Origin of the sequence: Promicromonospora sp. NPDC019610, from assembly GCF_044389365.1 — a bacterium.
Lineage (GTDB): Bacteria > Actinomycetota > Actinomycetes > Actinomycetales > Cellulomonadaceae > Promicromonospora.
This window is the reverse complement of the sequence record NZ_JBIRXX010000001.1, coordinates 129657-150706: the sequence shown is the minus strand read 5'-3', so window position 1 is coordinate 150706 and position 21050 is coordinate 129657. Positions and strand designations below refer to the sequence as shown.

Here is a 21050-nt window from a genome sequence, read left to right as displayed (position 1 = left end):
AACCGAGCGGGCCGAGGCAGAATCTGGGGATCTGCCTCGGCCCGTTCACTTCTGTCCTGACCCGGTTGGGCGATGCGGCCTACTCGCCGTCCTCGCAGGCGACGCCGTTGCCGTTCCGGTCCAGGTGCGGCAGGTAGCCCGGCGCCGTGTTGGGCAGGGGCGCGGCGCCCGCGGCGCGGACGGCGTCACAGTTCCAGTAGAAGACGGTCCCGTTGCCGTTTCCGTTGCCGTTCTCCTCCTCCTGCTGCTCCTGCTGTTGCTGCTCCTGTTGTTGCTGCTGCTGTTCCTGCTGCTGCTTGAGCGCGGCCTCCTGCTCCTTGACCTGCGCCTCGCGGTCGCCCAGCGCCTTCTCGCGCTCGGCCACCTCGTCGCGTCGCTTGTCGACCTGCGCCTGGGCGGCCTCGATCTCGGCGCGGGCCTCGTCCATCTCCGACCGGATGTTCTGGGCGTCGGAGATGGCCTGGTTCGCGTCGGCCTGCTGGCCGGCCGTGACCACCACACCGATGATCACGCCGAGCGCGAGCCCGGCGATGCCGATGGCGACCATGAGCCCGGCGCCCGGGGGGCGCGAGCCGCTCGGGCGGGACGGGCCGCCGGGGCGCTGGGCCCCCTGGGGTCCGGGTGCCAGGGTGCCGACGGGGACAGGGGCGCCCGGCCGCCGGTTCACGTCGTCGATGCTGAGCGGGCCGGGGCCGCCGGCGCCCTGGTGGGGCTCGGGGCCTGCGGCAGGCGTCGTCGCCTTCCGGCCGCCGAGCCCCTTGAGGGCGGCGAGCATGCCCGACGCCGGGCCCTTGGCCTCGGGCGGCGGGGGTGGTGGCGCCATCCCGGGCTGCGGCGGGTAGACGGCCTGTGGCCCGGAGCCCGGCCGGGGCGGTCCCGCCGCGGGTGGGGCGCCGATGGGCGCCATCGTCATGGTCGAGCCCATCGCGTCCGCGGGGATCATGGCGGGGGGCGCGGAAGGCGCGGGCGCCGGACGGCGGCCAGGAGCGTCGATCACCTGGATCGCGACGGTCCTCGTGTCGGCACCTCCGTCCGGGCCGCCGACGGGAGCCGGCGGTGCCGGGGGAGCTGGTGGTGCGGGGGGTGCCGGCGGTGCGGCACCCGTGGGTCCGGAATCGGGCTGGGGGGCGTCGGGGCGGTCGACCCAGTAGTCCCAACCGGGCGGGGCCGGGGGCCACGACGGGTCGGGAGCCCAGGTGGAGTCGGGTCGGAATCCCGGGGGCACCTGCCAACCCGGAGGCGGGTTGAAGCGCACGGGCATGGTTGCTCCTTCGATACGGTCGGCCCCACTATCGGCCATGCGGGCGGGTCGGCGCCAGAAGCATTGGCCATGCCGGACATTTCCCCCGCGTGTGAGGGCGACAGTAGCGCGCTCGTGTCAGAGGTCACTGGTAGACCTGGGGGCATGTTCCTCCTGGAGCGCGACGACGCCAGCACGCTCGTGCACTCGGCCAGCGACCTCGTGGTCGCGGGCGAGTGCGAGTTCCGCCTGCTGCGCCGCCTCGACGAGCTCCTGGGCCGCAGCCCGCGCCGGGTGCGGGAGGAGGACGAGATGCTCGCACGCACGGCGGCCCTCGGTGAGGATCACGAACGCCGCGTCCTCGCCGGGCACCTGCGCGCCTTCGGCCCGGCCGACGGCGACCGGCCCGGCGGGGTGCTCGAGGTCGCGCCCGCCCGTCGCATGGCGCGGGACGAGCTGGTGGACGCGCACGACCGCACCCTGGCCGCCCTGGAGCAGGGTGCGGACGTCGTCTACCAGGCCTCGTTCTTCGACGGGCGGTTCCACGGCCGGGCCGACTTCCTGGTGCGCGACCTGCTGGGGGAGACGGTCCGCCTGGGCGGCGCCGAGGGCGTCGTGCCGCCCGAGCGGTGGCCCCGGCACGCCGAGGTGCACGTCGCCCGGCCGCGGTACGCCGTGCACGACTCCAAGCTCGCCCGCCGCACCAAGGTGCGGGCCCTGCTGCAGCTCGCCGCGTACGCGGACCAGCTCATGGCGGCGCGGATCGACCCGACCGACGAGGTGCACCTGGTGCTCGGCACCGGCGAGACCACGTCGCACCGGCTGGCCGACCTGCTGCCGGTCTTCCGCAAGCGGCGGGCCCGGCTGGTCGAGGTCCTGGACGAGCACGTCGCCGACGAGGGACCCGTGCGCTGGCACGACGAGCGCTACCTGGCGTGCGGCCGGCTGCGCGACTGCCCGGACTGCGCCGAGGCCGCGCAGGAGAGCCGGGACGTCCTGCTCGTCGGCGGGGTGTACGGGGCGCAGCGGGCCCGGCTGTCCGCGGCGGGAATCACCACGATCGACGCGCTCGCGTCCGCCGACGCCCCGCCGGACGGCATGGCGGCCGGCCGCTTCGAGGGCCTGCGCGCCCAGGCGCGTCTCCAGCTCGGGCTGGACGAGGGCGACGGCTCGGTCGCGCTCGACCACCTGCCCGACGGCGTCGACCCGGACGGCCCCGACGCGCGGCTCCGCTGGCAGCTCGTGGCGACCGAGGCGATCGACCGCCTCCCGCCGCCGAGCCCGGGCGACATGTTCTTCGACTTCGAGGGCGACCCCCTGTGGGAGGAGGCGCGGCTGCCCGGTGACGACCAGGCGCCGGCCATGGGCCTCGACTACCTCTTCGGCTGGGTCGAACGCCCCGGGCCGGACGGCGGCGACCCGCCGTTCCACGGGCTGTGGGCCGACGACCTGGCGGGTGAGCGCGACGCGCTCGTGCGGTTCGTGGACCATCTCCACGCACGGCTCGCGGAGCATCCCGACCTGCACGTCTACCACTACGCCGCGTACGAGCGGACGCACCTGCTCTCGATCGCGGCACGCCACGGTGTCTACGAGGACGAGGTGGACCAGCTCCTGCGCGACGGCGTGCTCGTCGACCTCTACGCCGTGGTCCGGTCGTGCCTGCGTATCTCCAACCGGTCCAAGTCGATCAAGAAGCTGGAACCGCTCTACATGCAGGACGACCCGGCGCGGGAGGGCGTCACGAGCGCCACGGCGTCGGTCACGGAGTACGCGGAGTACGCGAAGTTGGCTGGTGAGGGAGACGCGCGGGCTGCGGAGCTGCGGCAGCGGATCCTGGACTACAACGAGTACGACTGCCGGTCGACGTTGCGGTTGTTGGACTGGTTGAGGTTTGCGCGGGAGTCTGTTTCGTCGGGCGCGGCCGGGGCGGCCGTGGGAAGCGAGACCCCGCGCGCGGATGCGTTCACGGGCCCCAGGGGGCCCTCCACTTCGGGAAGGGATACATCCGCGCGCGGGGTCTCGCTTCCCACGGCCTTTGCTGTCGGGTCGCCTGCCGAGGAGGGTGGGGCCACTGCCGGGGGTGGGGTGGGAGAGCCCGAGCCCCCGGGTGGGGGGTACGGGGGGAGTGCTGTTGAGCGTGGGGGGCTCAGTTCCGGCTCGGTCGCCGGGGGATCTGGTGGGAGGAACGGGGAAGGGGGTGCCGGGCGGGGGGTTGCTCGGCGGGAGGGGCGGGAGCGGCGGTTGGCTCTGGCGGGCGAGATCGCCGAGCGGGTCGGGGAGAACCGGGGGGAACGGTCCCTGGAGGTGCAGGCGCTCGCGCTGCTGGGCGCGGCCGTCGGGTACTACCAGCGGGAGGAGAAGCCGTTCTGGCAGGAGCACTTCGCGCGGCTCGAGCTGCCCCTGGACGAGTGGCCCGGCCGGCGGTCGACGTTCCACGTGGAACGTTCGCGCGTGCTGCGGGACTGGAGCGTCGTCGGGCGGGACCGGCTTCCCTCGCGCGAGATCGAGCTGGTGGGCCGGATGCTCGACGGGTCCCGCATCGACGGGTCCGACCTGGGTGTCGGCGACCCCGTGCACGTGCTGTACGACCAGCCCGTACCCCCGGTGGTCGGCGAGCTGGAGGCGCGGGCCGTCCGCGGCGAGCACTCCGGCGGCGTACTCCTGGAGCTCCGCGAGGAGCCCGCGAGCGACGACGCGCCCCGGGGCCGCGACGTCGTGGTCCTGCGCGAGCGGCTCTCCGGGGGAGCGGACCCGCACGACCAGGCGCCCGTCGCGCTCGCCCCGCAGCGCGGGCCGGCGCACGACGCGCAGGAGCGCGCGACCGAGGATGCCGCCCGCGCGGCGCTCGCCGCGTGGGACGCGAACCGCACCCTGCCCGACGGCGCCGCCGTGGACCTGCTGTGCCGCCGTCCGCCCCGGCTGGTCGACCCCGCCACGGGGCAGCGCGGCGGGGACCTGCCGGAGCTCACCGGCGCGAGCGGCGGGGGAGACATCGGCGGGCTCCACCTCGAGGCCGCCGTGCTCGCCGCCGTCGAGCGGCTCGACCACTCGTACCTCGCGGTGCAGGGCCCGCCCGGGACGGGCAAGACGCACGTCGGCTCGCACGTGGTCGCCCGGCTCGTCGACGCCGGCTGGCGGGTGGGCGTGGTCGCGCAGTCGCACTCGGCGGTCGAGAACCTGTTGAGCTGCCTCGTCGACAAGGCGGGGGTACCCGTCGACGTGGTCGCCAAGAAGCAGCGCGCGAAGGGCGTCGAGCGGGAGCCGGCCGGCCCATGGCAGGAGCTGACGGGCAGCCAGCTCGCGGAGTTCGCCGCCGGCAGCCCCGGCGGCTGCGTCGTGGGCGGCACCGCCTGGGACTTCGCGCACGAGCGCTGGCCCGACGAGGGGCTGGACCTGCTCGTGATCGACGAGGCGGGGCAGTTCTCGCTCGCCGACACCGTCGCCGTCGGCCGGGCCGCCGAGCGGCTCCTGCTGCTCGGCGACCCGCAGCAGCTTCCGCAGGTGAGCCAGGGCAGGCACCCCGAGCCGGTGGACGCGTCGGCGCTCGCCTGGCTCGCGGCCGGCAGCTCCGTGCTGCCTGACGGCCTCGGCTACCTGCTGCCCGAGTCGTGGCGCATGCACCCCGAGGTCTGCGCGGCCGTGTCCCAGCTCTCCTACGCCGGCCGGCTCTCGGCACACCCCGTCACGACGGAGCGCTCGCTCGACGGCGTGGCTCCCGGCGTGGCGCACGTGCCGGTGGTCCACGAGGGGCGCTCGACGTCGTCCCGGCAGGAGGCCGACGAGGTGGTCCGTCAGGTGCGGGGCGTCGTCGGCCGCACGTGGCACCCGGGGGCCGGGCGCCCGGCCCGGCCCCTGGGTCCCGACGACGTCGTGGTGGTCGCGGCGTACAACGCGCAGGTGCACACGGTGCGCCAGGCCCTGCGCGCCGCGGGCCTCGGCGGGGTGCCCGTCGGGACCGTCGACATGTTCCAGGGCCGGGAGGCGCCGGTCGCGATCCTGACGCTCGCTGCCTCGGCCCCCGAGAACGTCTCCCGCGGGATGGGCTTCCTGCTCTCGCGCAACCGGATCAACGTGGCGGTGTCGCGCGCGCAGTGGCGGGCCGTCGTCATCTCGTCGCCCCGCCTCACCGACTACCTGCCCGGCGACCTGGAGGCCGACGGCGTGCGCCACCTCATGGAGCTGGGCGGCTTCCTGCGCCTCATCGGCGCCTGAGCCGCCCGGCCCGGGCGGGACGGGTCAGAACTCGCCACCGCCGAAGTCGCCTCCGAAGTCGCCGCCGCCGTCCCCGCCGCCGAACATGTCGCCGAAGAACCCGCCGCCGCCGTCGCCGCCGGCGTCCGCCCCGGCGTCGGCTCCCGGGTCGCCGCCCTCAGCGCCGGCCGCCTCGACCGGCTCACCGCCGGCCTCCTCACCGCCGCCCTCGCCGCCACCTTCCTCGCCGGCGAAGTCCTGCGCCGGGTCGCCGAAGGAGCTGCCGAACATCATGTCCGCGACGGCCGAGCCGATGACCATGCCGCCGATGGTGCCGAGCATGCTCGCGCCGAGCATCGAGCCGAAGCCCGGGCCGCGGCTCGCGCCGAAGTTTCGCTCCAGGGTGCCGGGGTTGCGCATCTCGGCGCGGGTGGCCATGCGGGCCAGGTCGCGCGGGTCGTCCGACGTCGCGCGCTCGTTGGCCGGCACGGTCTCGCTGAGCTGGGCCAGCACCTGGTTGCGCTGCTCGGGCGTGAGCTGGGCGAACGCCTCGGCGTGCGCCTCCTCGACCCGGTCCGGCGGTGCGGTGCGCAGCAGGTAGCGGTAGCGCTCGATGGCCACCTCGTCCTCGCTGCGTCCCGTGCTCGCGGCGGACCCGTAGACCGGGGCGGTGCCGTAGGCCGGGGTCTGACCCGGGGCCTGCTGGTACTGCGGCCGCGGCGTGCCGCCGCCCTGGTACATGCCGGGTGTCTGCTCGCGCGGCTCGCGGCCGAGCAGTCGGTCGAGGAAGCCCATTGATCTCAGTCCTTCGTGAGGTTCGGTCCTGACGGTCCACCCCGGTCAACGGCGTGCCGTGGTCCAGGGTTCCCGGCCATCGTCCCTCCCCGACACGAACACCACATGAAGCAGGACAGGACGAAGGCCCGGCCACCGAGGTGACCGGGCCTTCGTGCTGTGTCAGCCGAGAGCGTCAGCCCTCGACGGAGCCCTCGATCGCACGGTCGAACTCGAGCGTGTTGTCGTCGGCGTAGTTGTAGACACCGATGAACGCGGACGACGGGTCGTTGTCCTCGTTGATCGGGCCGATGCCGGAGACACCCGTGTAGTGGATGTCGTCGCCGGCCTCGAGCGCGGCGACGCCCTCCTCGAAGGTGGACACCTCGGTGCCGCCGTCCGCACCGGACACGGACCGGATCTGGGCGGCGATGTCGGTACCGGTGGTCGACTCGGCCTTCACCGCGGCGAGCGCGGCGAGGATCACGGCGTCGTACGACTCGGCGGCGTAGGCGTAGTCGGTCAGCGGCTCGCCCTCGTTCTCCTCGTACCAGGCGCTCGCCTCGTCCTTGAACTCCTGCGCGGGGTCGGCGCCGGGGATGGTGCCGACGACGCCCTTGAGCGTCCCCGGGTCGAAGTCCTTGGAGTAGTCGGCGGTGTTGCCGTCGCAGAGGTACGTGGTGCCGTCGAAGTCCCAGCCCTGCGAGACGAGCTCGGCGATGGCGGCCTTGGTCTCCTCGAACGCGAGGATGACGATGGCGTCCGGCTTGGCGGCCAGGGCGTCGGTGACGATCGACGAGAAGTTGGTCTCGCCCGGGGCGAACTCCTCGCCGGAGCCCGTGGCACCGTAGACGGCCTCGGCACCGCCGGCCTCGATCGACTTCTGCACGTTGTCGCGCAGACCGGTGCCGTAGGTCTCGTTCTGCACGAGGAACGCCACCTTCTGGTGGTTGTCGTCGAGCACGAGCGAGCCGAGCGCGGCGCCCTGGACGGTGTCCGGCGGAGCCGTACGGGTGAACAGGTCGCTCACGCCGGAGAGCTCGGTGGCGGTGTTCGCGGGCGAGATCTGGAGAACCCCGGCCTCGGTGAACTGGTCCACCACGTTCTGGGACACGGACGAGGACGCGGCGCCGATGGCGACCTGGACGCCCTTGCCGATGAGGTCGGTGGCCGTGTTCGTCGACACGCTCATGTCGGTGGAGTCACCGGAGTCACCGGACTCGAGGGTCACGTCCTCACCGAGGACACCCCCGGCCGCGTTGATGTCGTCGATCGCAAGTCCGACGCCCGCGACCTCGGGCGGACCGAGGTAGGCAAGAGAGCCGGTGATCGGGAGGATGGTGCCGACGACGAGCGGCTCGGCCGAGCCACCGCCCTCTCCATCGCCAGAACCCGAGGTGGAGCAGGCTGCCAAGCCCACGCTGAGGACTGCCGCTAGCGCGAGCCCGCGCGCAGCCGTGGAACGTCGAATCATGTCTGCTGTTCCCCTTCAAGCGGGAGTGGATCTGACGGCGCACTTTGCTCCGTCGTGGTCGCTGAAAGTAGTCACCTTGTGTGACGCCTGTGTCACGAATCCCCCACACCGACCGAGATTGTTACGAGGACGTGACCCACATCACCCTAGACCCAAGGAAAGTTCATCCGGTCGCCTGCCCGACGCACTTCTCGGAGATTGATCGGGCTATCCTGGGCACAGGCAGGTACGCTTGCCGTGTTGCAGTGCCTCGATCGTTCTTCCAAGAGATGACGACGACACCGTGATTACAGCGATCCCGAAGGCCGGGGTCGTCGCATCTTGCAAGGAGCAGTACATGGCTTTCGGAACCGTCAAGTGGTTCAACGCCGAGAAGGGCTTCGGGTTCATCGCACCCGAGGACGGTGGGCAGGACGTGTTCGCCCACTTCAGCGCGATCCAGTCGAGCGGCTACCGCTCGCTCGAGGAGAACCAGCGCGTCGAGTTCGACGTGAAGCAGGGCCCGAAGGGCCTTCAGGCGGAGAACATCCGCCCGATCTGATCTCTGACAGCCGGCATGGCGGGCTCCTGAGTTCGCCCGGTTGTACCCCGGAGGCCCGGTCACCTTTCGAGGTGGCCGGGCCTTCGCCCTGCCCGGAGCCGGTCGGGTTGCTCGGCGCCGGGGCGGGAGAATGGGCGGGTGCAGCACTTCGCCTCCGACAACTACGCTCCCGTCCACCCCGAGGTCATGGCCGCGGTCGCCGCGGCGAACGACGGCGCGGCCGTCGCGTACGGCGACGACCCCGTCACGGCCCGCCTGCAGCACCGCGCCGAGGAGGTGTTCGGCGAGCAGGCCCGCATCTTCCCCGTCCTGAACGGCACGGGGGCGAACGTCATCAGCCTCATGGCCGCCGCCCCGCGCTGGGGCGCGGTGATCACCAGTGACGTCGCGCACGTCCACACCGACGAGAACGGGGCGCCCGAGCGGGTGGGCGGCCTCAAGATCCTCGCCGTGCCGAGCCGGCACGGCCGCATCGGGCCCGATGCCGTGGACCGCTACGCCGGCGACCTCGGTGACGTGCACCGCGCGCAGCCCGCGGTGCTGAGCCTCACCCAGGTGACGGAGCTCGGCACGGTCTACTCCGTGGCCGACCTCAAGCTGCTCGCGGACGCCGCCCACGCGGCCGGCCTGCGCGTGCACGTCGACGGCTCCCGCCTCGCGAACGCGGCGGCGACCCTCGGCGTCGGGCTGCGGGAGCTCACCACCGACGTCGGCGTGGACATCGTGTCGCTCGGCGCGGCGAAGAACGGCGGCATGCTGGGCGAGGCCGTGGTGGTCCTGCCAGGCGGCGGCGGTGCGGCAGGTCCGGCGGGCGCGGCGGCGCTGTCCGAGGCGGTGCCGTACCTGCGCAAGGCGACGATGCAGCTCGCGTCCAAGACCCGGTTCGTGTCGGCCCAGCTCCTGGCGCTGCTCGGCGAGCCGGGCACGCCGACGTCGGGCACGACGGCGTCCGGCCGCGATGGTGGGCCGCTGTGGCTCCGTAACGCGGCGCACTCGAACGCGATGGCCGCGCGCCTGCGCGCGGGTATCGAGGCGGCCGGGCTGCTCCAGCCCGGCTCCGGGATCGTCCTGCGGTACCCGACCGAGGCGAACGTCGTGTTCGTCACGTTGCCCCGCGCGGCGGCGGACCGGGTGCGCGAGCACGCCCGGTTCTACGACTGGGCGCCGGGGGAGACCGCCGACCGTGTCGAGGTGCGCTGGATGTGCGCGTGGGACACCACGGAGGCGGACGTCGACGAGTTCGTGCGGGTGGTCGGCGCGGCGCTCTGAGCTCGCCGGGGAGCCGATTGCACGTCGGAGCCGCGATGGGGTGACACTGATGGTCATGACCCGTTTTCGCCCCGCCGGCCTGCTCGCCGCGACCGTGCTCACGGTCGCCGCGCTGGCCGCGGGTTGCTCCGCGCCGGCCGGCGAACCCGGACCGACCTCCCTGCCCGGACCGTCCCAGTCGAGCGCGCGGCCGAGCACGCCGCCGACGAGTCCGACGCCGAGCGGCTCGCCGTCCGGCGGGGGAACGCCGTCGGACGGCGCGGCGCCTCCGGCGCCCAGCACGACGCCGTCCGCGCCGCCCACGCCGGAGCCGACGCCGGGCGAGCCCGACCTGTCGCTCGTGGCCGGCTGGAGCCTGGAGCAGAAGGTGGGCCAGGTCGTGATGGTCGGCCTGCCCGTCAAAGGCCCGTTCCAGCCCACGTTCGACATGCTCGCGAGCCGCGAGATCGGCGGCGTCTTCCTGCACGGCCGCACCCACGCCGGCCGGCAGCCGGTGAAGAACCTGGTAGACGCCGCCGTCGCGGCGTCCACCTCCCCGGTGCCCCTCTTCGTCGCGACCGACCAGGAGGGCGGCGAGGTGCAGGTGCTGCGCGGGAAGGGCTTCAGCGACATGCCCAGCGCCCTCGACCAGGCGCAGCTCTCCCCGTCCGACCTGCGTGCTCGGTCGCTGACCTGGGGCCAGGAGCTGGCCGCCGCGGGCGTGAACCTCAACCTCGCGCCGGTGCTGGACCTGGTGCCGCAGCAGAACGCGGCGTCGAACGCGCCGATCGGCGTCTTCGGGCGCAACTACGGGTACACGCAGGAATCCGTGATCACGCACGGCAACGCGTTCGCGGAGGGCCAGCGGGACGCCGGCGTGCAGACGTCGATCAAGCACTTCCCGGGGCTGGGCCGCGTCACCGGCAACACGGACACCACCGCCGGCGTGACCGACACGGTGACCGGTCCCGACGACCCGTCGGTGGCGATCTTCGACGCGGGCATCAAGGACGGCTCGGGCCTGGTGATGATGTCGTCCGCGATCTACGCCCGGATCGACCCGGACGCGCCGGCCGTGTTCAGCCCCACCGTGGTGGACCTGGTCCGCGCGCACGGGTTCGACGGCGTGATCATCACCGACGACCTGTCGGCGGCGGTGCAGGTCGAGAGCGTGCCGCCGGGGGAGCGGGCCGTCCGCGCCGTCGACGCCGGGGTGGACGTGGTGCTCGCGTCCGCGAAGCCGTCCGTGGCCCCGGCGATGGTGGACGCGCTGGTCCAGGCGGCGAAGGGCGACCCGGCCTTCGCCGCCAAGATCGACGTGGCCGCGGCCCGGGTGGTCGCGGCCAAGGCCGGCCTCTGAGCTCTCAGAGGCCGGCCAGGCCCAGCACGTCCAGGGTCCAGGCGTGCTCGAACGCCACCTGCTCCCAGGCGGAGTAGCGGCCCGAGACGCCGCCGTGCCCGGCCGACATCTCGATCTTGAGCATCGCCGGCGCCCCCGCGGCCTGCAGCCGGGCCACCCACTTGGCCGGCTCCACGTACAGCACGCGGGTGTCGTTGAAGCTGGTGGTGGCGAGCACGCGCGGGTAGTGCGCGGCGTCGTCGGGCACGTTCTCGTACGGCGTGTACGAGCGCATGTACGCGTACACCTCGGGGTCGTTCAGCGGGTCGCCCCACTCGTCCCGCTCGGTGACGGTCAGCGGTAGCGTCGGGTCGAGCATCGACGTCAGCGCGTCGACGAACGGCACCCCGGCCAGCACCCCGGCGAACAGCTCGGGCGCCAGGTTGGTGGCAGCGCCGACGAGCAGCCCGCCGGCGCTGCCGCCGTCGGCCACCATGCGGTCGGACGCCGTCCAGCCGGTGGCGACGAGGTGGCGGCCGCACGCCACGAAGTCGGTGAACGTGTTGCGCTTGGCGGCCAGCTTGCCGTCGTCGTACCAGGAACGGCCCATCTCGCCGCCGCCCCGGACATGCGCGACGGCGAAGACGACGCCGCGGTCGAGCAGGCTCAGGCGGGCGATCGAGAAGTACGGGTCGATCGAGTACTCGTACGCGCCGTACCCGTACAGGAGCAGGGGAGCGGGCTCGGCGGGCGCCGGGTCGTCCGAGCCGGCCGCGCCGTCGAACCGCACCTTGTCCTTGCGCCAGACGAGCGAGATCGGCACGCGCGTGCCGTCCTCGGCGACGGCCCACTCCCGGCGCTGGTCGTAGTCGCCGGCGTCGTAGCCGCCGAGCACGGGCTGCTGCTTGAGCAGCGTGCGCTCGCCGGAGGCGACGTCGTACAGGTAGAGCGACGACGGCGTGACGAACGACGTGTAGCCCACCTTGAGGTTGGGCTGCTCCCAGACGCCCACGCCCGCGCCGACGGACTCCAGCGGCTGACCGAACGAGATCTCCTGGAAGTCCCAGGTCACCGGGCCGCTCGCGGGGAGCTGGAGCACGGCCGAGCGGGAGATCGCCCCGCGGCGGTAGTAGAGCACCGCGTAGCGCTCGCTCGCGCTGACTCCCTCCAGCCGAACCTCCGGGTCGTGCGGCACGACGACGGCCGCCGACTCCGGGGTGACCGTCTCGCCGCGTGCCGGGACGGGGGAGGCGACCAGCTCGAAGTTCAGCGCGTCCCGGTTGTGCAGGATCAGCAGGGTGTCCTCGGGCTCGCCCGTCGAACCCGGCAGCACGGCGTGCTCCACCGAGTACTCGACGCCCTCGCGGCGCGGCCAGACGACGCGGAACTCGCCGGTCGGGTCGTCGGCCTCCAGCAGCCACGACTCGCTCGTCACCTTGGAGCCGAGCTCGATCTGCAGGTACTTCTTGGACCGGGACAGGCCCACGCCCACCCAGAACCGCTCGTCGGGCTCCTCGAAGACCAGCACGTCGTCCGACCCGGCGGCACCGAGCCGGTGCCGCCAGACGCGCCAGGGCCGCCAGGCGTCGTCCACGGTCAGGTAGAAGATGTGCTCGCCGTCGGGGGTGAACATGGCGCCGGGCGCGGTGTCGCGCACCTCGTCGCGGAGGTCCTCACCCGTGGCCAGGTCGCGGACACGCAGCGTGTAGCGCTCGTCGCCCGCGGTGTCGGTCGCGTACAGCAGGCGGGTGCCGTCGTCGGAGACGTCGAGCGAGCCCAGGGCGAAGAACTCGTGCCCCTCGGCCTCGGCGTTCTGGTCCAGCATGATCTGCTCGCCCGGCACGGGCTGACCCGGTTCGAGCACGCGGGGCGTCCAGTCGTCCGGGCCGGCGACGGGGTACCGCGCGTGGATCGGGTACTGCTGACCCTCGACCGTGCGGGCGTAGTACCACCAGTCGCCGTCGCGCGCGGGGACCGACAGGTCGGTCTCGAGCGTGCGGCCCTTGATCTCCTCGAACAGGGTCTGCCGCAGCGGCGCCAGGTGCTCCTGCTGGTCGAGGGTCCAGGCGTTCTGCGCCTCCAGGTGCGCGACGACCTCGGGGTCCTCCTTGTCACGGAGCCACTCGTAGTCGTCGGTGAAGGTGTCGCCGTGGAACGTGCGCTCCCGCGGGCGGCGCACGGTGAAGGGTGGTTCGGTGGACGGGAGGACCCGCACGGAACCGGTCGGTCGATCGACCGCGGGGGCGGCCGCTGGGGGAGTCAGGGCGTCGTCGGACACCGCGTCAGCCTAACCGTGACCACGCCCGGGCGAGGGGGCGTTCCGCACCCTCCTCCTGGCCTCGGCGATGGCACTCCGTGACCAGGGTGTGACCCACGGGTGTAACGAGTGACACATGGCACGGCTACACTCGCCGCACGCCGATGGCATCAGTTTGATGCAGGCCTGGTTAAGCAGGACTGAATCATGCTGGTGTCGTAGGCACCGAGACCTCGGAGCACCACACACCAGAACCGACGGAGGACCCGGCAGATGACAGCCGACCGACCGAACCTCGCGACGGCCGCGCGCAGGCTGCTGGCCACGCTCGCGGCCGCGGCCATCCCGGCCGTGATCGCCGCGGCACCTGCGATGGCTGCCGCTGCGCCCGCCGACTGCACACCCGACGACACGACCGCCTGCGTCGTGGCGATCGTCCTGGACGCGGAGAACAACCCCGTCCCCGACGTGGGCGTGACCATCTCCGGCGCGGGGTTCGAGACAGATGTGACCAGCACCCAGGAGGGGCCGGCGTCCGTGGAGGTACCGCAGGTCGGTACCTACACGCTGACCCTCGACGAGGAGACCGTCCCCGACGGGCTCTTCCCGGAGGCCACCGAGCTGCAGGTCGTCGCACAGACCGGTAGCTCCGCGCGTGCGGCGTTCCGGTTGGGCACCACGCCCCCCGAGAGCGCCGAACCGAGCGGGGGCGCCACCACCGCCCCGACCGAGGGCGAGCCCACGGACGCGGCGTCCGGACCCGCCGCCGGGGACGAGGGCCTCGGCGGAGCCGGTACCACCACCACCGAGGGCAGCGGCCCCTCCCTGCAGCAGGTCTGGCAGCAGTTCGGCTCCGGGATCCGGTTCGGCCTGCTGCTCGCCCTGGCCTCCGTGGGCATCAGCCTCATCTACGGCACGACCGGCCTGTCGAGCTTCTCCCACGGCGAGCAGGTGACGCTGGGCGCCATGTTCGGCTTCATCGGCATCAACTGGCTGCACATGCCGGTCTGGCTCACCGTGATCGGCGTGATCGTGGTCTGCGCCGCCACCGGCTGGCTGCAGGACGCCGCGATCTGGGGCCCGTTGCGCCGACGCGGCACCCCGGTCACGCAGATGATGATCGTGACCATCGGCCTGTCGCTCGCGCTGCAGTACGCCATCCAGATGGTCATCGGCGGCCGGTCGCACCGCGTCCTGCCGCAGAACCCCCGGCCCCTGGAGATCGCGGGCATCACGCTCAGCACCGCGTCGTGGATCTCGATGCTCGTCGCGGTCGTCGTGATCTTCTTCATCGCCTGGTTCCTCACCCGCACCCGGACCGGCCGGGCCACCCGCGCCGTCTCGGACAACACGGCGCTCGCGGCGGCCACCGGCATCAACCCGGACCGCATCATCCGCATCGTCTGGACCATGTCCACCGGCTTCGCCGGCCTGGCGGGCATGCTGCTGGCCATCTCGTTCGGCTCGTTCAACTGGTCGCTCGGCATGCTGCTGCTGCTCCTGATGTTCGCCGCCGTCACCCTCGGTGGCCTGGGCACGGCCTACGGCGCCCTGCTCGGCTCCCTCGTGATCGGCCTCGTCGTCGAGATGTCCACCCTCATCCCCGGAATGCCGAGCGACCTGCGCTACGCCTCGGCACTCGTGATCCTCATCCTCGTGCTGCTGTTCAGGCCGCAGGGCCTGCTCGGCCGCGCCGAGCGGATCGGCTGAAAGGAGAACCATCATGGAACTGAGCCGCATCCTCACCCAGGCGCTCGCCGAGCTCATCGCTCCGACCACGGCCGCCATCGCGCTGGCCGCCATCGGCCTCAACCTGCACTTCGGGTTCACCGGCCTCCTCAACATGGGGCAGGCAGGCTTCATGCTGCTGGGCGCCTACGGCTTCGGCATCGCCACGATCTCGGGCGCGCCGTTCTGGCTGGCCCTGCTCATCTCGCTCGCGGCGGGCGCGCTGTTCGCGCTCGTCCTCGGCGCACCCACGCTGCAGCTGCGTGGCGACTACCTCGCGATCGTGACCATCTCGGCCGCGGAGATCATCCGAATGCTCGGCCGTGCCACCGTCTTCCAGGAATGGACCGGCGGCGCGGCGGGGCTCACGGGTGGCTCGTTCAAGGCGACGTTCCAGGAGCTGTCGTTCCTGCCCGCGGCGCCCGAGCGGGGCGCGTTCGGTCCGCTCGAGTACGTGTTCACGGGCTCCGACTCGTGGTGGACGCGCCTGTTCGCGTGGGCCGTGGTGCTCATCGCCGTCCTCTTCGTCTGGCTCCTCACGCGCAGCCCCTGGGGCCGCGTGCTCAAGGGCATCCGTGAGGACGAGGACGCCGTCCGCGCACTGGGCAAGAACGTCTTCTCCTACAAGATGCAGGCGCTGGTGCTCGGCGGCATGTGCGGGTCGCTCGCCGGCATGCTGTACGTGCTGCCCAGGTCGGTCGCGCCCGACGCCATGGGGCGTTCGCTGACGTTCTTCGCGTGGACGGTCCTGCTGCTCGGCGGCGCCGCCACCTTGTTCGGTCCCGTCCTGGGGTCCATGCTCTTCTATGCGGTCTACATGTTGCTCCGCGCGGGTATGCGCGAGGGCCTGGAAGGCGTGGTGACGGCCACGATGGTGGAGCAGATCGGTGGTCTGCTCGTCGGCGTGACCCTCATGCTGCTCGTCATCTTCCGCCCACAAGGAATCCTGGGGAACAAGAAGGAGCTCGCCTTCGATGTCCGATGAGACGACAGAGAACAAGGTGGCCGAGGTGACCGACGTGCCCGAGGCAGCGGAGGCGACCGAGGCAGCCGAGGCGACCGACGTGCCGGCGAGCACCGTCGAGGCGCTCGACACCGTCGAGCGCAGCGACTCCGCGGCCGCCAAGGAAGCGGAGCACGTCCTGGCCGCGGTCGAGCCGACGGTCGGCGTGAGCAAGCCGGACCCGATCCTGCTCGTCGACGACGTGCAGCGCCGGTTCGGCGGCATGACCGCCGTCGACGTCGACCACCTGGAGGTCCAGCGCGGGGTCATCACGGCCCTCATCGGCCCGAACGGCGCCGGCAAGACGACCTTCTTCAACCTGCTCACGGGCTTCGACAAGCCCAACCAGGGCTCGTGGTCCTTCGAGGGCAAGTCGCTGGGCGGGGTCAGCGCCGCCAAGGTGGCGCGCAACGGCATGGTCCGCACGTTCCAGCTCACCAAGGCGCTCTCCCGCCTGACGGTGCTGCAGAACATGCTGCTCGCCGCGATGGACAACCCGGGCGAGAACCTGTTCGGCTCGCTGGTGAAGCCGCTGTGGGCGGGCACTGAGAAGCGCAACACCGAGAAGGCGCTCGAGATCCTGGCGCGGTTCAAGCTCGACGCCAAGAAGGACGACTTCGCGGGCTCGCTGTCCGGTGGCCAGCGCAAGCTCCTGGAGATGGCGCGGGCCCTGATGACGGACCCGACCATGATCATGCTCGACGAGCCCATGGCCGGCGTGAACCCGGCCCTGGTCCAGTCGCTGCTGCACCACATCCAGGCACTGCGCGACGACGGCATGACCGTGCTGTTCGTGGAGCACGACATGCACGCCGTGCGGCACATCTCCGACTGGGTGGTGGTCATGGCCGAGGGCAAGATCGTCGCCGAGGGGCCGCCGAAGTCCGTCATGCAGGACCAGGCCGTCGTCGACGCCTACCTGGGTGCGCACCACGACACCGACCTCGGGGACGACTCGCTGCTCGACCCCGCAGTGCTGGCCCGGCTCGAGGCCGAGGAGGAGAAGCGATGAACGACGCGGCCAAGACCGAGAAGCGGGAGATCCTGCTCAAGGCGACCGACATCGTGGCCGGGTACCTGCCGGGCGTGAACATCCTGAACGGGTGCAACCTGGAGGTCGCCAAGGGTGAGCTCGTGGGCATCATCGGCCCCAACGGCGCCGGCAAGTCGACGCTGCTGAAGTCCCTGTTCGGCCTGGTCCACGTGCGCTCCGGCGCCGTGACCCTGGGCGGCGAGGACATCACCAACCAGAAGGCGAACACCCTCGTGTCGCAGGGCGTCGGGTTCGTGCCGCAGAACAACAACGTGTTCCCCTCGCTCACCGTCGAGGAGAACATGCGGATGGGCGTGTACCTGCGGCCCAAGGCGTTCGCCGAGCGGTTCGAGTTCATCACCGACCTGTTCCCCACCCTGGGGGAGCGGCGCGCACAGCGGGCGGGCGCCATGTCGGGCGGTGAGCGGCAGATGGTCGCCATGGCCCGAGCCCTGATGATGAACCCGTCGGTGCTGCTCCTCGACGAGCCGTCCGCCGGGCTGTCGCCGGTGCGTCAGGACGAGACGTTCCTGCGCACCCGGATGATCAACAAGGCCGGCGTGTCCGTGGTCATGGTCGAGCAGAACGCCCGACGCTGCCTGCAGATCTGCGACCGGGGGTACGTGCTGGACCAGGGCAAGGACGCGTACACGGGGACGGGCAAGGAGCTCCAGTCCGACCCGAAGGTGATCTCGCTCTACCTGGGCACGCTCGCGGAGGACGTCGACAAGGCGAGCTGACACACCCACACACACAACCGCGTGGTCGGTAGAACGTCAGGTGATCGGTAGCTCGAGCTGCCGATCACCTGACATTCCGCCGACCACGCGGTTCTTGTTTGCTCGGGTCAGAACCGCACGTCGGTCCAGGTGAGGCGGTGGTCGCTGCTCGGGAACGGGTAGACGCCCGTGAGCCGGGACAGCGGGTCGGCCGCGGCCGGCCAGAAGACGCCCGCGCCGCGGACGCGCAGGTCGCGGGACGGGAGCACGTAGTCGACGCGGAGGTTGCCCGGCGTCGTGTCGGCGAAGTCGGCCGTGTCGAGGGCCGGGTCGCCCTCGTGGGTCAGGTTGGCGCCGGCCTGGAGCGCCGAGGCCTCCGGGGCGCCCGCCGACGTCGGCCGCGGGTCGGTGATGCGGGGGTGGCGCAGGAGCTGGTCGATCGCGGGGACGCCGTCGGCGCCCGTGGCGGAGTCGCCGTCGAGCGGGTCGGCGTTGTAGTCGCCCACGATCACGAACGACGAGCCGGGCCGCAGCCCGCCGCGCCGGCCCTCGTCGTCGTAGATGTACCGGCCAGTGCGGCCGCCGCGCACGTAGTCGGCCCAGAACCGGATCTCGTCGTGGTTGCGCAGGCCGTTGCGGTCCTCGGCGCCGTCGAACGACGGCGGGGTCGGGTGCGCCGCCAGCACGTGCACGGTCTCGCGGCCCACGCGGACCGGCACGTCCCAGTGCGACTTGGACGAGAGCGGCAGCACCGCCAGCTCCTCGGCGGAGTACCAGTCGGCCGGGGCGGCGGTGGCGGGGTCGTCCGGCAGGAGCGCGCCCGGCATGTCCTGCCACCTGAAGTCCTGGAACGTGCGGACGCCGCGGTGCTGGATCGGGTACCTGGACAGCACGACCATGCCGTACTGCCCCGGGAACAGGCCGAAGCCGAGCGCGTCGTCGCCGCCCCCGACGGTCCCGTCGTTGTTCAGGTCGAACCCGCTCGGGACGCCCGTGTTCGACGGCGCGACGAACGCGTACGGGTACTCGACGGGTCGCCCGGTGCCCTGCGGCACCTCCAGGTAGTTCTCGCGGAACAGGTCGGCCGCGGCGTACGGGTCGGCGTCGCCCGAGTAGTCGAACTCGTTGAGCAGCACGACGTCCGGGTTCGCGTGCTGGATCACCTCGGCCACCGTCGCCGCGTGGACGTCGTCGCCCGTGGACAGGTCGGCGACGAGCTCGCCCTCCGTCGCGCGGTTGAGCGACAGGTTGTAGGTCGCGGCGCGCAGGGTCCGGGGCGTGGTGTGGCCGTGCCCGGCTGCCGCCGGTCCTGCCGCCGGGCCGCCGTCCGGCGTCGTACCTGCCGAGGCCGTGCTCGCCGAGGCGAGGAAGGCCCCGGCCAGCAGGGCCGCCGCCGCGGCCGCGCCGGTCAGGCGCGAGGGGGTGCTGGCTCGCATGACTGCTCCTTCGTCGGGGTGTCGTGCGCGGGTGGTCCGCGTCAGACACCGTAGGACGGCGCCCGCTCGTGCGGGTGAACGGCGCGTGAACAGCCCCGCCGGAGGGGCGCCGCGTGCTGCGGCGCAGGTCAAGCGGCGGCCGTGATCGAATCGTTGTGCGCTCGCCACCAGTACGGACGTTCGAGACGGTAGTTTTCCGGGGCGGCCGGAGGTGGCCGCGGCGAGGGCGTCCGCCGTCGTACCGAACCAAAGGAAGAACTTGATGATCCGCACCCTCCGTCCCGTCCGCCGTCCGGCCCGGCTGCTGGCCGCCGCGGCCGCAGCGACCGTCTCGCTGACCCTGCTCTCCGGCTGCTCGGTCCTCGACGGGATCCTGTCGAGCGGCGAGGCCCCGCGTGACGAGCCGGGCGGCGAGATCACCGCCTCCGCCGACGCGGACGCCTTCGAGATCCTGAAGGGCGACTGCATCGACCTGGAGGCCCTCGACGGCTACGGCGAGTCCGCGGAGGGCGAGGACTTCGAGGTCGAGTCGGTGCCCGTGGTGCCGTGCGCCGAGGAGCACACCGGCGAGGTCTACGCCGAGCTCATCATGGACGACGCCGAGTACCCGGGTGACGAGGCCATGTCGAAGAAGTTCGACGAGTGGTGCTACGACGAGTTCGAGAAGTTCGTGGGCGTCTCCTACGACGAGTCCGTCTACGGCTACACCGGCTTCTACCCGACCCAGGCCACCTGGGACCAGCTGAACGACCGTTCCCTGCAGTGCATCATCAGCTCCGAGGAGCCGTTCACGGGCAGCCTCAAGGGCGTCGCGGAGTAACTCCCGGCACGTCGGCGTGCGGTGTCGCGGTCCGGCGGGCCGCGACCCGCACGTCGACCGCGACGACCACGAGCGCGGCGAGCACGAAGAACGACCCGACCAGGGGCACCGTGTCGATGCCCACGGTGGCCACCACGAGCGCCCCGAGCGCTGCCCCGCCGCCGATCCCGATGTTGAACACCGAGCTCGAGATCGCGGTCGCCGACTCGGTGGCGCCCGGGGCGACCTGCATGGACAGGAACGACAGCGCCGGCGGGATCGCGCTGAACGCGAGCCCGAACAGGGCCAGGCCGGCCAGGGCGACGGCCGGGACGTGGCCCAGCGTCCACAGCAGCACCAGCGCGCCGGTGAGCAGGCCGAGCGCCACGAGCACCGTCTGCCACGGCCGCCTGTCGAGCACCTGGCCGATCAGCAGGGTCCCCGCCAGGCCCGCGGCACCCTGGCCGAGCAGCAGCACGCTCAGGTACCGGTCGGGGAAGCCCGCCGTCTCCAGCAGGAACTGGGTGACGAACGTGATCATCATGAAGCCGCCCGTCACGAGCAGCACCGTGACCACCATGAGCACCACGAAGCGGCGCATGCTGGGGTGCGTGCCGGTGGCGGTGCCGCTCTGCTCGGCGTCGACGTCTGGCATGGCGATGGCCATCGCGAGGCACGCCAGCAGGCTCACCACGGAGAACATCAAGAACGCCGTGCGCCAGCCCGCCTGCTGACCCACCCAGGTGCCGAGCGGCACGCCGAGCAGCGGGGCGAGCGAGATGCCGATGGCGAGCCGCGCGATCATCTTGCCCCGGACGGCGGGGGCGAACAGGCTCGCGGCGGCCGGGGTGACGACCGACCAGAACAGTGCCTGGCCCAGCGCGGTGACCATGCGCGCGGCCATGAGGTCCAGGTAGCCGGCGGCGACCGCCGACCACAGCGTCCCGACGGCGCACACCGCCGTGGTCGCCGCCAGCACCCAGCGGCGGGGGAACCGGCGGGTCAGGCGGGAGAGCGGCAGCGACGCGAGCACGACGACGACGGCGTATGCCGTGACCAGCAGCCCCACCTCGGACGTGCTGCGGCCCAGGTCCGGGGCGATGAGGGTGAGCAGCCCGCCCGGCAGGTTCTCGGCCGCGACGAAGGTGAAGGCGCTCACCGAGAGCGCGATCAGCGCGGCGGCTGCGCGGCGCCGGTCGACCGGAGGCGCGGCGAAGTCCGCCGCGGCGGCGGGGCTGTTCGCGGTCATGGGCACTCTCCAGGTG

General features: G+C 72.4%; 15 protein-coding genes. 9 read left to right on the top strand and 6 right to left on the bottom strand.

All coding sequences use genetic code 11. The features are described 5' to 3' along the window. Nucleotides 1-79: 79 nt before the first annotated feature. Nucleotides 80-997: an excalibur calcium-binding domain-containing protein gene (locus ACH45N_RS00655; RefSeq protein WP_397390188.1), complete on the bottom strand. Its 918-nt coding sequence runs from the start codon at nucleotides 995-997 to the stop codon at nucleotides 80-82. Between the two features lie 408 nt (nucleotides 998-1405). Between ACH45N_RS00655 and ACH45N_RS00650 the strand changes: the two genes are divergently transcribed. Further along, nucleotides 1406-5455 (top strand): TM0106 family RecB-like putative nuclease, encoded by a 4050-nt coding sequence (locus ACH45N_RS00650; protein WP_397390186.1) that lies wholly within the window; start codon nucleotides 1406-1408, stop codon nucleotides 5453-5455. Nucleotides 5456-5479: 24 nt separating this feature from the next. On the opposite strand, the gene ACH45N_RS00645 is transcribed toward ACH45N_RS00650, so the two are convergent. After that, nucleotides 5480-6229 (bottom strand): hypothetical protein, encoded by a 750-nt coding sequence (locus ACH45N_RS00645; RefSeq protein WP_397390184.1) that lies wholly within the window; start codon nucleotides 6227-6229, stop codon nucleotides 5480-5482. Nucleotides 6230-6404: 175 nt separating this feature from the next. Further along, nucleotides 6405-7682: an ABC transporter substrate-binding protein gene (locus ACH45N_RS00640; protein ID WP_397390182.1), complete on the bottom strand. Its 1278-nt coding sequence runs from the start codon at nucleotides 7680-7682 to the stop codon at nucleotides 6405-6407. 337 nt (nucleotides 7683-8019) lie between these two features. Here ACH45N_RS00640 and ACH45N_RS00635 point away from each other — a divergent pair, with 337 nt between their 5' ends. From ACH45N_RS00635 to ACH45N_RS00625, 3 genes are all read left to right on the top strand, one after another. Continuing rightward, a complete protein-coding gene (locus ACH45N_RS00635) occupies nucleotides 8020-8223 on the top strand; it encodes a cold-shock protein (protein ID WP_036971009.1) in 204 nt (67 codons plus the stop codon). 138 nt (nucleotides 8224-8361) lie between these two features. Continuing rightward, on the top strand, nucleotides 8362-9492 hold the full coding sequence (locus tag ACH45N_RS00630; protein WP_397390180.1) for a threonine aldolase family protein: 1131 nt from the start codon (nucleotides 8362-8364) through the stop codon (nucleotides 9490-9492). 55 nt (nucleotides 9493-9547) lie between these two features. After that, complete coding sequence (locus ACH45N_RS00625) at nucleotides 9548-10831, top strand: glycoside hydrolase family 3 N-terminal domain-containing protein (RefSeq protein ID WP_397390178.1); 1284 nt, start codon at nucleotides 9548-9550, stop codon at nucleotides 10829-10831. 4 nt (nucleotides 10832-10835) lie between these two features. Here the strand turns inward: ACH45N_RS00625 and ACH45N_RS00620 are convergent, their stop codons facing one another. Beyond that, a complete protein-coding gene (locus tag ACH45N_RS00620) occupies nucleotides 10836-13025 on the bottom strand; it encodes a S9 family peptidase (RefSeq protein WP_397393759.1) in 2190 nt (729 codons plus the stop codon). 315 nt (nucleotides 13026-13340) lie between these two features. On the opposite strand from ACH45N_RS00620, the gene ACH45N_RS00615 reads away from it, so the two are divergent. Genes ACH45N_RS00615 through ACH45N_RS00600 form a run of 4 tightly spaced genes read left to right on the top strand, consistent with a single transcriptional unit; the run spans nucleotide 13341 to nucleotide 17571 of the window. Then, complete coding sequence (locus ACH45N_RS00615) at nucleotides 13341-14777, top strand: branched-chain amino acid ABC transporter permease (protein ID WP_397390176.1); 1437 nt, start codon at nucleotides 13341-13343, stop codon at nucleotides 14775-14777. A gap of 13 nt (nucleotides 14778-14790) precedes the next feature. Next, nucleotides 14791-15780, top strand: coding sequence for a branched-chain amino acid ABC transporter permease (locus ACH45N_RS00610; protein ID WP_397390174.1), 990 nt, complete (start codon nucleotides 14791-14793; stop codon nucleotides 15778-15780). Beyond that, the gene (locus ACH45N_RS00605; protein WP_397390172.1) at nucleotides 15770-16810 is read left to right on the top strand and encodes an ABC transporter ATP-binding protein; all 1041 of its coding nucleotides are present in this window, start codon (nucleotides 15770-15772) and stop codon (nucleotides 16808-16810) included. Before ACH45N_RS00610 ends, ACH45N_RS00605 begins: the two co-directional genes overlap by 11 nt. Further along, a complete protein-coding gene (locus ACH45N_RS00600) occupies nucleotides 16807-17571 on the top strand; it encodes an ABC transporter ATP-binding protein (protein WP_397390170.1) in 765 nt (254 codons plus the stop codon). The genes ACH45N_RS00605 and ACH45N_RS00600 overlap by 4 nt, the downstream gene beginning before the upstream one ends. A gap of 107 nt (nucleotides 17572-17678) precedes the next feature. Here the strand turns inward: ACH45N_RS00600 and ACH45N_RS00595 are convergent, their stop codons facing one another. Beyond that, complete coding sequence (locus ACH45N_RS00595) at nucleotides 17679-18986, bottom strand: endonuclease/exonuclease/phosphatase family protein (protein ID WP_397390168.1); 1308 nt, start codon at nucleotides 18984-18986, stop codon at nucleotides 17679-17681. Between the two features lie 262 nt (nucleotides 18987-19248). Here ACH45N_RS00595 and ACH45N_RS00590 point away from each other — a divergent pair, with 262 nt between their 5' ends. Further along, a complete protein-coding gene (locus tag ACH45N_RS00590) occupies nucleotides 19249-19806 on the top strand; it encodes a septum formation family protein (RefSeq protein WP_397390166.1) in 558 nt (185 codons plus the stop codon). Here the strand turns inward: ACH45N_RS00590 and ACH45N_RS00585 are convergent. Continuing rightward, nucleotides 19787-21034, bottom strand: coding sequence for an MFS transporter (locus ACH45N_RS00585; protein ID WP_397390164.1), 1248 nt, complete (start codon nucleotides 21032-21034; stop codon nucleotides 19787-19789). The two genes, ACH45N_RS00590 and ACH45N_RS00585, sit on opposite strands and share 20 nt — an antisense overlap. Nucleotides 21035-21050: the final 16 nt, after the last annotated feature.